Source organism: Streptomyces sp. LUP47B (assembly GCF_001746295.1).
Classification (GTDB): Bacteria; Actinomycetota; Actinomycetes; order Streptomycetales; family Streptomycetaceae; genus Streptomyces.
In genome coordinates this window covers 418,043-430,349 of the sequence record NZ_MJAH01000015.1, presented here as the reverse complement: position 1 = coordinate 430,349, position 12,307 = coordinate 418,043, and the positions used below count along the sequence as shown (strand labels likewise).

The window sequence follows — 12,307 nt, the reverse complement described above, 5'->3', positions numbered from 1 at the left end:
CCGTGCGGTGCATCAGGCTCGTCGTGCCGAAGTCGTGGGCGCTGGACCTGGTCGGCCCGCGGCCCCGCGCGAGAGGAGCCGGAGACCGGCCACCGATCAGCCGGGTGAACAACCCTGCGGGTCCATACGTCTAGCGGCTCAGGCGCGCGAACCGCCGTAGGGCCAGCGGGAAGAACACCGCCAGTAGGGCCAGCGGCCAGAGGACGGCGGCCCCTGCGTGACCCGGTTCGCCGCCGGGGCCGCCCAGTTGGTCCCGGACGGCCGTCGCCGTCTGGGACATCGGGTTCCAGTCGACGACCGTGCCCAGCCAGCCGGGCATGGAGTCCGGGGTCGCGAAGGCGTTGGACAGGAACCCGACCGGCCAGACCAGGATCTGCACGGCCTGCACCATCTCCGGCTTCCCGGCGACCATCGCCAGATGGATGCCGATCCAGAGCATCGCGAACCGGAAGAGCAGCAACAGGCCCACCGCGGCCAGGAGTCCGCCGACGCCTCCGTGGACCCGCCAGCCGATCGCGTGGCCGACGCCGATCATCGCGGCCAGACTCAGCACGGACTGGAGCATGTCGGCGGCCGAACGGCCCACGAGCACGGCCCCGTTGGCCATCGGCATGGACCGGAAGCGGTCGATCACGCCCTTGTTGAGATCCTGGGTGACGGCGATCATGGTCGCCTCCAGCCCGAACGCCATGGTCAGCGCGAGCATCCCCGGGACCAGATAGTCGACGTACTCCCCCTCGACGCCCCTGCCGCCGCCGACGAGATAGCCGAACATCAGCAGCAGCATCACGGGGAAGACCAGCCCGACGAGGACCCGCACCGGCTGCCGTGCCCAGTGGGCGAGTTCGCGCCGGGTCATGGTCCAGGAATCGGTCAGCGCGTACGTGCTCACACGGCCTCCTTCGCCCGGTGGTCGTCACCGGTGAGGTGCAGGAACACCTCGTCCAGCGTCGGCCGGCGCAGGACCACGTCCTCCGCCTCGATTCCGGCCGCCTCCAGGGCCCGTACGACACCGGAGAGCGCCGCCATCCGGTCGGTGACCGGGGCGCTGAGCAGCCGGCGGTCGGGGTCGACCGATACCCCCGAGGCGTCGAGGGGCAACAGGGCGACGGCGGCGCCCAGTTGGCCGCCGTCCCGCAGGACCACGTCGATGCGGTCGCCGCCGGTGCGCGCCTTCAGCTCGTCCGCCGTGCCGTCGGCGACGATCCGGCCCCGGTCGACGAGGGAGATGCGGTCGGCGAGCTGGTCGGCCTCCTCCAGGTACTGCGTGGTCAGCAGGACCGTCGTACCGCCGCCGACCAGGGAGCGGACCGCGGCCCAGACTTCGGCGCGGCCGCGCGGGTCGAGGCCGGTCGTGGGTTCGTCCAGGAACAGCACCTCCGGGTCGCGAATGAGGGAAGCGGCCAGGTCGAGGCGGCGCCGCATGCCGCCGCTGTAGGCGCGGACCGGCTTGCGTCCGGTGTCGGCCAGGTCGAAGCGCTCCAGGAGTTCGTCGGCGCGCACGCGCGCGTGGCGGGCGCCCAGGTGGTACAGGCGGCCGAACATCTCCAGGTTCTGGCGGCCGCCGAGCTCCTCGTCGAGGGCCGCGTGCTGGCCGAGCAGGCCGATACGCAGCCGTACGTCATAGGCCCCGCGCTCCACGTCGTGGCCCGCCACCTCGGCGCGGCCCTCGTCCGGGCGCAACAGGGTGGACAGGACGCGGACCAGGGTGGTCTTTCCCGCGCCGTTGGGGCCGAGCACGCCGTGGACGCTGCCGCGCGCGACTCTTAGGTCGAGCCCGTCCAGGGCGGCCTTGTCGCCGTACCGCTTCCGCAGGCCTTCCGCGACGATCACGTCGGTCATCGAGGCATCCTCCAGGAACAGACATGTAGTCAAACTTGACTACATGTCGAAAGTAACGCCGGGGCCCGCATTCGTCAAGCTTGATTAGTGAGCGTCCCCGGGGTGCCGCTCCCCCGTCGCGTACGGGTTCTCCTCGCCCTCGGCGAGGACACCGACGAACGGGGCGCCCTCCCCCGCGAAGGTGTACGCCCCGCCCTCGATACGGGCGATGAGCCCCTGGGTCCACTCGGCCTCGGCGTCGGCCGTGTGGATCCAGAGGTTCATGATCTCGCCGATGTGGCCGAGCTGTTCCGGGCCCTCCTCGGGCACGTAGTGCTCGGTGACGGAGGAGCGCCACGCCTCGATCCCGCGGATCCGCTCCTTCAGCAGCGTCACGGCCTCGGCGCGCGGCAGTTCGACGATGAAGCCGATGGCCGCCGACTTGACGTCCATCTTCTGGTCGTACGAGGTCAGCGCCTCACGCACCAGCCTGAAGCACTCCTCGGTGCCGGCCTCCGTGATCTCGTACTCCGTGCGCGGCGGACCGCCCGCGGTGGACGGCGCCGTCTCGTGCTCGATCAGCAGTCCCTGCTTCGCCATCTGCTTCAGGGCGTGGTAGATCGAACCGGGCTTGGCGTTGGACCACTCGTGCGCGCCCCAGTACTCCAGGTCGTTGCGCACCTGGTAGCCGTGGGCCCGCCCGTGCTGGCGCACCGCGCCGAGCACGAGAAGACGGATCGCTGACATGCGGTCCAGGTTATGGCCTCACCTTTCGGCGAGCGCCACCAGCTCGAACGCGGTCTTCCCGTCGAGGGACTCGCGGATGATGTCGGCGTGCCCGGCATGGCGGGACGTCTCCCGGATCAGGTGCAGCAGCACCCAGCGCACGGAGACCCGGCCCTCCGGCGGGAACCAGGGCTGGTCCGGGAGCGGGAAGGTGTCGTCGAGGCTCGGCACCGAGCGGGCGAACGCCTCCGTCTCGGCGGCGACCTTCTCCCAGTACGCCAGCTGCGACGCGACGGTCTCGTCGTCGACCAGGGCGAAACACTCGTGCCAGTTCGACGGGTCCCGGTGCACAGCAGGCTCCTCGCCCTTGGCGCGGGCGATCCAGCCCTGTTCGGTCTCGGCGACGTGTTTGACCAGCCCGGCCAGCGAGAGTTCGCTCACGCTCGGCCGGCTCACGGCCTGCTCGTGCGTCAGCCCGAGCACCGACCGCCGGATCCCGCCGCGCTGCTCCTCCAGGAAGGTCAGGAGCGCTCCGCGCTCGTCGCCGTACTTCTCCGCGGGAACGTGAGTGACCATGACCGCCGCCTTTCGTCGGACTCGGGGGGCCTCTCCCCCGACACCCATGAAGTTACGGACCCTTCAGGACAGGTTCGGTCCTGAAGGGTCCGCGGCAGCGGTCGTGTCCGGGAGGTCAGAAGGGGAAGCCGCTCCGGCCGTGCTGGACCGAGATCCACTTGGTGGTGGTGAAGGAGTCCAGCATGGTGTCGCCGTTCAGGCGGCCGATGCCGGACCGCTTCTCGCCGCCGAAGGGGACGATCGGCTCGTCGTGGACGGTGCCGTCGTTGACGTGGAACATGCCGGTGTCGATCCGCTTGGCGAAGGCGACACCGCGCTCGATGTCCGCGGTGTGGACGGCGCCGCTGAGACCGTACGGGGTGTCGTTGACCAGACGGACGGCCTCCTCCTCGCCGTCGAAGGTGCCGAGGAGGGCGACCGGGCCGAAGAGCTCCTGCTTGAGAAGGGGCGAGTTCGCGGGCAGGTCCGTCAGGACGGAGGGCTCGACCAGGTTGTCCGTCCTGGTGCCGTGCACCAGGGCCGTCGCGCCGTCGGCGAGTGCCTGCTCGACGGCAGCCGAAATGGCGTCCGCCTGGGAGGAGTTGATGACCGGACCGATGACCGTCTCGGGGTCGCGCGGGTCGCCGGCCTTCAGCGTCCGTACCTTGGCGACGAACTTCTCGGTGAACTCCTCGGCGACCGACCGGTCCACCAGGACGCGGTTGGCGGCCATGCAGACCTGGCCCTGGTGGACGTAGCGGCTGAAGACGGCGGCGTCGACCGCGTAGTCGAGGTCGGCGTCGTCGAGGACCACCAGGGCGCTGTTGCCGCCCAGTTCGAGGACCGAGCGCTTGAAGTGCGAGGCGCAGACGGTGGCCACGTGGCGGCCCACCTTGTCGGAGCCGGTGAAGGAGATGACCTTCGGGACCGGGTGCTCGAGGAAGGCGTCGCCGATCTCGGCGATGTCGGTGATGACGACGTTGAGCAGACCGCCGGGCAGCCCCGCGTCCTCGAAGATCTTCGCGACCAGGGAGCCGCCGACGATCGGCGTGTTCTGGTGCGGCTTGAGGACGACGGCGTTGCCGAGCGCGAGCGCGGGGGCGACCGACTTGATCGACAGCAGGAAGGGGAAGTTGAAGGGGCTGATGACGCCCACGACACCGACCGGGACGCGGTAGACGCGGTTCTCCTTGCCGTCCACGGGCGAGGGGAGGATCTTGCCCTCGGGGCGCAGCGACAGCTGGATCGCCTCGCGCAGGAACTCCTTGGCGAGGTGGAGTTCGAAACCGGCCTTCACCCGGGTGCCGCCGAGCTCCGCGATGATCGCCTCGGCGATCTCCCCCTCGCGCTCCTCGATCAGGCGCAGCGCCTTCTCGAACACCGCGCGGCGGGCATAGGGGTTGGTCTCGGCCCACTTCTTCTGCGCACGGGCGGCGGCCCGGTACGCGTCGTCGACCTCGTCGACCGTGGCTATCGTGATGGACGCCAGCTTCTCGTCGTCGTACGGGTTGAAGTCGATGATGTCCCAGGAACCCGTACCCGGGCGCCACTCACCGTCGATGTACTGCTGGGCCAGGTCGGTGAAGTACGACGACATGTGATCCCCAAATCACTAGCAGACACACGATCAACGTCACGGTCTGATCACACGTCATCGTACTTGCGCGGCACGCCAGTTGGGCACGCTGAGCAATCTTCTGGGGAGAACCCTGGGAGTGTTGGCGGAGATCCCGCGCGTTCAGGAGAGCTGGAGGAGACCGCGCAGCAGATCACGGCTCTCGTCCGGACCCGGGCTGTCCTGCTGGAGTTCCTTCAGCGCCTTCTCGTACTGCGTGACGTCCTCACGCTTGTCCAGGTAGAGCGCGCTGGTGAGCTGCTCCAGGTAGACGACGTCCGTCAGATCGGACTCCGTGAAGCTGAGGATCGTGAAGGCGCCGCTCTCACCGGAGTGGCCGCCGAAGCCGAACGGCATGACCTGCAGCCGTATGTTGGGGCGTTCGGAGATCTCGATGAGGTGCTGGAGCTGTCCGCGCATCACCTCGCGGTCGCCGTACGGCCGGCGCAGGGACGCCTCGTCGAGCACCACATGGAACTCGGGACCGCTGTCGTCGGCCAGGTACTTCTGCCGCTCCAGACGCAGCGCCACGCGCTTCTCGACGTCCGCCTCGCTCGCGCCCTTCATACCGCGCCGCACCACTGCACGTGCATACGCCTCGGTCTGCAACAGGCCGTGGATGAACTGCACTTCGTAGGCACGGATGAGGGAGGCGGCACCCTCCAGGCCCACATAGGTGGGGAACCAGCTCGGCAGGACGTCGGAGTAACTGTGCCACCACCCCGCGACGTTGGCCTCGCGGGCGAGGGAGAGGAGTGAGTTCCGCTCCTGCTCGTCCGTGATGCCGTAGAGCGTCAGCAGGTCCTCCACGTCACGCGTCTTGAAGCTCACCCGGCCCAACTCCATCCGGCTGATCTTCGACTCGGACGCGCGGATCGAGTAGCCCGCCGCCTCGCGCGTGATGCCCCGCGCTTCCCGCAGTCGCCTGAGTTGCGAGCCGAGCAGCATCCGCCGCACCACCGATCCGGGCTCTCCCGCGCTCACGTTCGCCAGCCTCCCCAACGTCTTCAGGGGCCAGAGTCTGCCACTAAAACACTCCGAGCAGTACTCGTCCGATTACAGATATGGAAAGAAGCCAAAGATTCTGCACAGGGCCGAGACCGGTAGAGGGGAGGAAGAGAGAAGAAGTAGTGGAGAAGATGGCGGAAAAAATGGCCAACAAGCGGTACGGGTGGGTCCAATTCGGTCAGCTGCACGTGCATCTGCACCTTGCATCTGCATCGCTCATCCGAAACCATGGTCCCGCGCAACCGCTGCATCGCAACGACCGCGAGTTCCCGGGAGTGCCTCGCATGGGGATGAATGGATCGACCATGCTCGAGCCGTTACGGCAGGGCCTTCCGCCGCTGGATCCTGCGGCCGCGTCCGACGCCGCCTCCTGTTCGCTGCCCGCCCGCTACGAAGCGGTGGGCGACGCACGGAGGTTCACCCGCAGAACGCTGGACCAGTGGGAGCTGAGCGACCACTTCGACGACATCTGTCTCGTGGTCTCCGAACTGGTCACCAACGCGCTGCGGCACGCGGTGCCGGTGACCGGCGCGCACCCGGAGAAGCAGAATCCGCCCGTGCGGCTGCACTTGCTGCGGTGGACCGAGCGACTGGTGTGCGCGGTGCGCGACCCCAGCCAGGACAGTCCGATCGCGCGTGACTCCGACGACTTCTCGGCGGAGTCCGGGCGCGGGCTGTTTCTCGTCGACTCCTTCAGCGACAGCTGGGGCTGGCATCCGATGGCGGGGACGCTGGGCGGCAAGATGGTCTGGGCGCTGTTCCGGCTCCAGCCGCACGCCGGTCCGGCCGCGGCTTCCGCCGAGTGACACATCGCGGCGCTTTACGACGCCACGGTTCTACGCGCGTTACACGGCGCACTGACGCAGTTACCCCCGGTCACCCACAGGTGACCGGGGTTCAACCCGCTATCAGGTGGTCGAACTCGCCGTCCTTGATGCCGAGGAGCATCGCCTCGATCTCCGCGCGCGTGTAGACGAGCGCGGGGCCGTCCGGGAAACGGGAGTTGCGAACCGCAACTCCCCCGTCGGGCAGGCGCGCGAACTCCACGCAGGAACCCTGCGAGTTGCTGTGCCGGCTCTTCTGCCAGGCCACCCCGCGCAGAGCCGTGGCCGTCATGCCGTTGTACACGTCGAGGTCCACAGGTCGCTCCCCGGTGGTGCGGTGGCCTTGTGGCCAGTGATGCAGCGGTCAACTGGTCCGGATCATAGCTCTGTTCACGTGCATACGCATGAGCAGATGCACGTGCACGAGGGGTGTTCCTGTGGTTACAGATGTGACGTGTGGGGCGCTAGATTCGTTCCATCGTGTGCCCCAGAGCTCGCATCACATGCGACCGCCAGCCCCCGTCCATGATCGTCCGGGCCATCAGCTGAGCGGGATCGTCGGGATCGAAACCCTCGTGCACTAGAAAGAGACGCGTTCCGCGCCCTTCCTGTTCCACCTTCCATGTGACCGTCCAGTCGGCGGAGCTGGCCGGATCGGTGTCGGTCCACCGGAGGCTCAGCATCCGCTGCGGCTCGAACGCGAGAACCTCCACGTCGACAGTGCCGGAGAAGTTCGAGTTCGGCCGCGGGACGGACGTCATGGTGTACCGGTGTCCGACCTCGAGCCGAAACGCCTGCGCCCCCTGCATCTGCCACTGCACGAGCAGCTCGGGGTCGGTGAGGGCGCGCCAGACCTTGGCGGGCGGGTGCGGGAAGAACTGGTCGACGCGGATGACCGTGAGGTCCTCGTCGGGTGCGTTGCTCATGTCACGTCATCGTCGGGCATACGGTCCAGCAGGGCGCCCAGGTCCTTCAGCCGGCCGCGCCAGAACCGCTCGTACGGATGGAGCCAGTCCTGCACCTCGGCGAGCGGGGCCGCCTCCAGTCGGTAGATGCGCTGCCGGCCGGAGCGCTGCTCGGAAACGAGGCCCGCCTCCCGCAGCACCCTCAGATGCTCGGACAGGCTCGGGCGCCGCATGTCGAAATGGTCGGCCAGGGCCTGGACGGGCTGCGGCCCCCCGTCGCGCAGCAGCCGCAGCACCTCGCGGCGTACGGCGCTCGCGAGCGCGGCGAAGACGCGGTCCGCGTCGGCCTCGGTGGTCCCGGCCTCGACGGCCCCGGATGCGGTCATGCCGGCCTTCCTACTGGTGCCTCCGTCAGCAGCATCAGACCGTTGCCGTCGGGGTCCGTGAAGGAGGCCATGCGGCCCCACGGAAGCTCGTCGGGTCCCTGGACGGGAGTCCCGGCCTCCGCGAGCCGCGCACAGTCCGCGTCGACGTCGGTCGTCACCAACATGATCCCCCGGGCCGAGCCGGGCTCGAAGCCGCCCATGCCCGGACCGGAGAGCGTGAAGACGGTCTGCGCGCCCTCGGGGGCGACCTGGAGCCAGCGCCCCCGGGGCAGGTCCCGGTCGGCGGTGACGGTCAGACCGAGGACGTCGGTGTAGAAGCGCAGCGCGCGGTCCTGGTCGGAGACGGGGAGGGTGACGAAGGAGGCGTGGGTGATGGTCATGCCCGGCATGATAGGTAGGAGATTCCCTACGGGTCAAGCGTAGGGAATCTCCTACCTATGAGGCCTCACCTGGCGCTCTTGATCGCACGGAGTGTCAGTGACTTTTCAGACCCCCGCATAGGAGTTGCGGCGCAGCCTCCGCGTGGGGCTGCGGGAACAGGCGCACGCGGGATATCTGCCAGGTGTCCGCGAATCCTCCTGGTAGCTCTCACGGGTCCTGCTGGTAGCTTGCTGCGGTCCGTTCGGCCGACCACTACAGCTTGGAGCCTCCAGTGACTACGGCGATCCTCTCGCGCACTGCGCCGCGTCGGCGGGCCGGGCTCGCGGTCGCGGGACTGGTGGGCGCGCTCGTCCTGACCGCGTGCAGCGGCGGCGGCTCGGACGACGAGCCGTCGCCGAGCTCCAGTACGGCCGTCTCGCCGTCGGCGTCCGCCTCGGCTTCCGATGGGACGGGCGGTACGTCTTCCGCGTCCGGCAAGGTGGCGGGCAGCTGGCTGGCGACCACGGGCGGCAAGGCCGTGGCACTGCTGGTCAACGGCGACCAGGCCGGGCTCTTCGTCACCGGCGGCACGGTGTGCAGCGGCTCCGCGAGTGCCCACGCGATCCGCCTCAAGTGCACGGACGGCAGCAAGGACCGGGCGGACGGGACGGTCCAGTCGGTCGGCAAGGACACCCTCAAGGTGAACTGGGAGGGCGGTATCGGCGCCGAGACCTACACCCGGGCCGACGGCGGCAAGCTGCCCAGCGCGTTCCCGACGGTGAGCTCGGGGTCGTAACGGAAGGCGTCGGTGGGGGCGGGCAACCGTGGCGCCCCGTCATGCGTGATGATCCATGCACCGGATCGCTCACATCAGAGGACTTCACATGCGCGCCGCCCCCCTCGCCGTCACCGCCCTCGCCGCGGCCCTGCTCCTGACCGGCTGCTCCAGTGACAGCTCCGGCTCCGGTGGTGACGACAGCGCCGCCGCGAGCCCGGGAAACGGCACCACCTGCAAGATCGGCGCCATGGACGTGGAGGTCGGACCCGCCAACGTCGCCCCCGCCGCCGGTGACACCGGCAACATCCCCGTCACGCTCACCAACCAGAGCGCCGAGTGCACGCTGGACGGCTTCCCCGGCATCGACCTGAACGCCACGGACTCGTCGGCGAGCGTCTCGCCCGGCGAAGGCACGAAGTCCACGAAGGTCACCCTGGCCAAGGGCACGGCCGCCACCTTCACCCTCACATACACGCGCGGTGAGGCCGGCGCCAAGGCGAGCCTCGACGTGAAGACGCTGGACATCGCTCTGCCGGGGGCCGGGACCGCGAAGAGCTACAAGTGGTCGTACGGCCCGGTCCAGGGCCGCAGCGACAACGCCGGTGACCCGAACGCCTCGGTCAGCGCCTTCTCTCCGGTCGGGGACTGATCCGGGGCCGGTTTCCGACCTGCGCCCGGTCGGCGGCCCGGGCGCCCTCGGTCCAGCCCGCTTCGTCGCTGACACCGCGCAGACGGGTCGTGGTGGTCTGCGGGAACATCCGGTCCAAGCGGTCGGTGACGGCGACCTCGCGGGAGGCGAGGACCGGCAGCAGGTCGTCGGTCACCGGGGCCTCGGCGGCGGTGCGCAGGCGGTCACCGACGCGGTGGGCGTAGGCCGCGAGGAAGGACTGCCGGAAGGTCTTGGTACGCGCCCGGCCGCCCGCCCGCTGGGCCGCCTCCGCCTTGGCCATCGCGGACTGCGCCTGCACGAGCAGCGAGGTGTACAGCAGTTCGACCGCCGCCAGGTCGCCCTCGAAGCCGACGACCGTGGAGAAGGCGAACGGTTCGTTCCACACGGCCCGGCAGTGGTTGGCGGTGGCGACCGCGTCGAGCAGCACCGCCTTCGCCTGTTCGTACGGCGGCTCGACCCCGATCCGGCAAGCGCCGGGGGCGTCCTTCGCGGGCGCCCGGGCGTCGAGCAGCGCCTCGTCGACACTGTGCCGGGCCATCAGCTCCTGCGCCTTGGCGGTGAGGGCCTCCGCCTCCTCGGGGTAGCCGGTCGCCTCCGCCTTGGCGAGCAGGGCACGGATACGGCCGAGCATGCGGGCGTCGCCCTTGTGCTCCTGCCGGGGTTCCTCCAGCGGTTCCAGCGCGGGCAGGCGCAGCAGCAGGCGGTACAGCTCGAGTACGGCGGTGGCGTGCGTGAAGCGGTCGGGGCGGGCGGTGTTCTCGTCGGGCTCCTCCAGCTGGGCCAGCTGAGCGGCCCAGCGGTGGCCGCGCGGTCGGTCGTCCGGGGCCTGCGCCCTGATCAGGGCGGCGGCGAGGCGTACGTGGGGGTCGTCCAGTTCGCGTCGCACGATCCGTACGACATCGGCGGGCTGCCAGCCGCGCCGCCAGGCCTGCGCCACGAACTCGGCGCCGCGCCGGGCCAGTTCGGTGTCCGCCTCGGGGTCGGCGGCGAGGACGGAGGCGCCGGTGTCCAGGGCGGTGTCGTCGTCGGAGTAGAGGGCGGCCCGGAAGGCGCGGTCGACGGTGCCGTCCTGGCTGTCGCTCGCGCTGTTGCTCTTACTGCTGCTCACGGAGCGATCGTCTCACTCCCCGAAAATGGGTCGCCCACGCGCGCGTGCCGCTTCGAGCATGGGCGGCATGGTGGACATGTCTCTTTACGCGGCCTTTCTCGTCGCCGCCTTCGCGCTCTGTGTCACTCCCGGTCCCGACATGATGTTCATCGTGGCGATGGGCGGCCGGGGCGGGCCCGCCGCGGGGGTGATGGCGGCGCTCGGGGTGGCCTCGGCGATGTTCGTGCACACGGTCGCGGCGGCGCTCGGTCTTTCGGCGCTGTTCCAGGCTCTGCCGACGCTGTACCACGTGCTGCGCTGGGCGGGCGCGGCCTATCTGCTGTACCTCGCGGTGAAGGCGTTCCGGGACCGTTCGGTGCCGGGTGAGGACGGGGCGCCGGCCGGTCCCGGGATGCGGCGGGCCTTCTGGCAGGGGGCCGTCACCAATCTGCTCAACCCCAAGGTGATCCTGTTCAACGTGGCGTTCCTGCCCCAGTTCGTGGCGCCGGAGATGGGCCATGTGTGGGGGCAGTTCCTGGTGCTCGGGCTCACGATCACCGTGATGGGCGTCGTGGTGGACGGCCTGACCGGGCTGCTCTCAGGGAAGCTCTCTGCGCTGCTGCGGCGCAGTCGGCGGGTGGCACGGGGGCTCAACATCTTCAGCGGGTCGGTGTTCACGGGGCTGGCGGTGCGGTTGGTGGTGTCCTCGCCGAAGTAGCGGCCGAAGCAGCGGCGGCACGCGCGCGTGGACGCCTCCAGATGTCAACCAAGGGTTGACGCCCCGCATGCGTCAACCTACGGTTGACACATGACGACCAACCCCGACAACATCACGTCATCCGTACGGCTCGACGACCTCATCACGGCCATCAAGAAGGTCCATGTCGAGCCCCTCGACCAGCTGCAGGACGCGGTGATCGCCGCCGATCATCTCGGGGAGGTGGCCGACCATCTGATCGGCCACTTCGTGGACCAGGCACGGCGTTCGGGTGCCTCCTGGACCGACATCGGACGGAGCATGGGAGTCACCCGGCAGGCGGCGCAGAAGCGGTTCGTGCCCAGGGAGTCGACGGACCTGGCCGCCGACCAGGGCTTCAGCCGGTACACCGTGCGGGCCCGCAACGTGGTGATGTCGGCCCACAACGCGGCCATCACCGCCCGCAACCCCGAGGGCCGTCCCGAGCACCTCGTCCTCGGACTGCTGGCCGAACCGGAGGGCCTCGCCGCCAAGGCGCTCGTCGCGCAGGGCGTCACCCTCGACGCCGTCCGCCGGGCCGCGAACGAGGCGCTCCCGCCGGCCGCCGACGAGGTCCCCGAGCTCGTCCCCTACGGCTCCGACGCCAAGAAGGTCCTGGAACTCACCTTCCGCGAGGCACTCCGGCTGGGCCACAACTACATCGGCACCGAACACATCCTGCTGGCCCTGCTGGAGTTCGAACACGGCACCGGGGTCCTGTCCGCTCTCGGCATCGGGAAAGGCCCGGTGGAGGCTGCCCTCGCCAAGGAGCTGGAGGGGTACCTGAAGCCGCAGGGGGAGCAGGGCTGAGGGACCCGGTTCGTTGGAAGGTCCGT

The 12,307-nt window shown here is 69.6% G+C and carries 16 protein-coding genes; 5 read left to right on the top strand and 11 right to left on the bottom strand.

Annotated elements, in window-relative coordinates:
* Positions 1-130: 130 nt before the first annotated feature.
* The 6 genes from BFN33_RS37420 to BFN33_RS37395 all read right to left on the bottom strand — a co-directional run bounded on the left by BFN33_RS37420 (position 131) and on the right by BFN33_RS37395 (position 5,665).
* Positions 131-892 (bottom strand): ABC transporter permease, encoded by a 762-nt coding sequence (locus BFN33_RS37420; RefSeq protein WP_069764628.1) that lies wholly within the window; start codon positions 890-892, stop codon positions 131-133.
* Complete coding sequence (locus BFN33_RS37415; protein ID WP_069764627.1) at positions 889-1,842, bottom strand: ATP-binding cassette domain-containing protein; 954 nt, start codon at positions 1,840-1,842, stop codon at positions 889-891. The genes BFN33_RS37420 and BFN33_RS37415 overlap by 4 nt, the downstream gene beginning before the upstream one ends.
* 84 nt (positions 1,843-1,926) lie before the next feature.
* Positions 1,927-2,568 (bottom strand): PadR family transcriptional regulator, encoded by a 642-nt coding sequence (locus BFN33_RS37410; protein ID WP_069764626.1) that lies wholly within the window; start codon positions 2,566-2,568, stop codon positions 1,927-1,929.
* Between the two features lie 18 nt (positions 2,569-2,586).
* A complete protein-coding gene (locus BFN33_RS37405) occupies positions 2,587-3,123 on the bottom strand; it encodes a DinB family protein (protein ID WP_069764625.1) in 537 nt (178 codons plus the stop codon).
* A 115-nt stretch (positions 3,124-3,238) separates the two neighbouring features.
* Entirely contained in the window at positions 3,239-4,699 is a 1,461-nt protein-coding gene (locus BFN33_RS37400; protein ID WP_069764624.1) for an aldehyde dehydrogenase family protein, read from the bottom strand.
* Between the two features lie 141 nt (positions 4,700-4,840).
* Positions 4,841-5,665, bottom strand: a complete 825-nt coding sequence (locus tag BFN33_RS37395; protein ID WP_069764623.1) for a helix-turn-helix transcriptional regulator — start codon at positions 5,663-5,665, stop codon at positions 4,841-4,843.
* A gap of 365 nt (positions 5,666-6,030) precedes the next feature.
* Here BFN33_RS37395 and BFN33_RS37390 point away from each other — a divergent pair, with 365 nt between their 5' ends.
* Positions 6,031-6,531, top strand: coding sequence for an ATP-binding protein (locus tag BFN33_RS37390; RefSeq protein ID WP_069764622.1), 501 nt, complete (start codon positions 6,031-6,033; stop codon positions 6,529-6,531).
* Between the two features lie 91 nt (positions 6,532-6,622).
* Here the strand turns inward: BFN33_RS37390 and BFN33_RS37385 are convergent, their stop codons facing one another.
* The 4 genes from BFN33_RS37385 to BFN33_RS37370 form a co-directional block, all read right to left on the bottom strand.
* Positions 6,623-6,865 (bottom strand): DUF397 domain-containing protein, encoded by a 243-nt coding sequence (locus BFN33_RS37385; RefSeq protein WP_176742548.1) that lies wholly within the window; start codon positions 6,863-6,865, stop codon positions 6,623-6,625.
* 148 nt (positions 6,866-7,013) lie between these two features.
* Entirely contained in the window at positions 7,014-7,475 is a 462-nt protein-coding gene (locus tag BFN33_RS37380) for an SRPBCC domain-containing protein (protein WP_069764621.1), read from the bottom strand.
* Positions 7,472-7,840 (bottom strand): helix-turn-helix transcriptional regulator, encoded by a 369-nt coding sequence (locus tag BFN33_RS37375; protein WP_057612402.1) that lies wholly within the window; start codon positions 7,838-7,840, stop codon positions 7,472-7,474. The genes BFN33_RS37380 and BFN33_RS37375 overlap by 4 nt, the downstream gene beginning before the upstream one ends.
* Complete coding sequence (locus BFN33_RS37370; protein ID WP_069764620.1) at positions 7,837-8,220, bottom strand: VOC family protein; 384 nt, start codon at positions 8,218-8,220, stop codon at positions 7,837-7,839. The genes BFN33_RS37375 and BFN33_RS37370 overlap by 4 nt, the downstream gene beginning before the upstream one ends.
* A gap of 272 nt (positions 8,221-8,492) precedes the next feature.
* Between BFN33_RS37370 and BFN33_RS37365 the strand changes: the two genes are divergently transcribed.
* Both BFN33_RS37365 and BFN33_RS37360 read left to right on the top strand, forming a co-directional pair.
* Positions 8,493-8,996, top strand: coding sequence for a hypothetical protein (locus BFN33_RS37365; RefSeq protein WP_069764619.1), 504 nt, complete (start codon positions 8,493-8,495; stop codon positions 8,994-8,996).
* Between the two features lie 88 nt (positions 8,997-9,084).
* Positions 9,085-9,627: a DUF4232 domain-containing protein gene (locus tag BFN33_RS37360; protein ID WP_069764618.1), complete on the top strand. Its 543-nt coding sequence runs from the start codon at positions 9,085-9,087 to the stop codon at positions 9,625-9,627.
* Here BFN33_RS37360 and BFN33_RS37355 read toward each other — a convergent pair.
* On the bottom strand, positions 9,599-10,756 hold the full coding sequence (locus tag BFN33_RS37355; protein ID WP_069764617.1) for a DUF2786 domain-containing protein: 1,158 nt from the start codon (positions 10,754-10,756) through the stop codon (positions 9,599-9,601). The genes BFN33_RS37360 and BFN33_RS37355 overlap by 29 nt on opposite strands.
* Positions 10,757-10,823: 67 nt before the next feature.
* Here BFN33_RS37355 and BFN33_RS37350 point away from each other — a divergent pair, with 67 nt between their 5' ends.
* The gene (locus BFN33_RS37350) at positions 10,824-11,453 is read left to right on the top strand and encodes a LysE family translocator (protein ID WP_059209145.1); all 630 of its coding nucleotides are present in this window, start codon (positions 10,824-10,826) and stop codon (positions 11,451-11,453) included.
* A 90-nt stretch (positions 11,454-11,543) separates the two neighbouring features.
* Complete coding sequence (locus BFN33_RS37345) at positions 11,544-12,281, top strand: Clp protease N-terminal domain-containing protein (RefSeq protein WP_069764616.1); 738 nt, start codon at positions 11,544-11,546, stop codon at positions 12,279-12,281.
* The last annotated feature ends 26 nt before the right edge of the window (positions 12,282-12,307 follow it).

Coding starts and splice junctions, on each gene's coding strand:
- BFN33_RS37415 (WP_069764627.1), bottom strand. CDS start 1,842: ATGACCGACGTGATCGTCGCGGAAGGCCTGCGGAAGCGGTACGGCGAC.
- BFN33_RS37345 (WP_069764616.1), top strand. CDS start 11,544: ATGACGACCAACCCCGACAACATCACGTCATCCGTACGGCTCGACGAC.
- BFN33_RS37390 (WP_069764622.1), top strand. CDS start 6,031: ATGCTCGAGCCGTTACGGCAGGGCCTTCCGCCGCTGGATCCTGCGGCC.
- BFN33_RS37350 (WP_059209145.1), top strand. CDS start 10,824: ATGGTGGACATGTCTCTTTACGCGGCCTTTCTCGTCGCCGCCTTCGCG.
- BFN33_RS37380 (WP_069764621.1), bottom strand. CDS start 7,475: ATGAGCAACGCACCCGACGAGGACCTCACGGTCATCCGCGTCGACCAG.
- BFN33_RS37370 (WP_069764620.1), bottom strand. CDS start 8,220: ATGACCATCACCCACGCCTCCTTCGTCACCCTCCCCGTCTCCGACCAG.
- BFN33_RS37400 (WP_069764624.1), bottom strand. CDS start 4,699: ATGTCGTCGTACTTCACCGACCTGGCCCAGCAGTACATCGACGGTGAG.
- BFN33_RS37395 (WP_069764623.1), bottom strand. CDS start 5,665: ATGCTGCTCGGCTCGCAACTCAGGCGACTGCGGGAAGCGCGGGGCATC.
- BFN33_RS37405 (WP_069764625.1), bottom strand. CDS start 3,123: ATGGTCACTCACGTTCCCGCGGAGAAGTACGGCGACGAGCGCGGAGCG.
- BFN33_RS37410 (WP_069764626.1), bottom strand. CDS start 2,568: ATGTCAGCGATCCGTCTTCTCGTGCTCGGCGCGGTGCGCCAGCACGGG.
- BFN33_RS37375 (WP_057612402.1), bottom strand. CDS start 7,840: ATGACCGCATCCGGGGCCGTCGAGGCCGGGACCACCGAGGCCGACGCG.
- BFN33_RS37360 (WP_069764618.1), top strand. CDS start 9,085: ATGCGCGCCGCCCCCCTCGCCGTCACCGCCCTCGCCGCGGCCCTGCTC.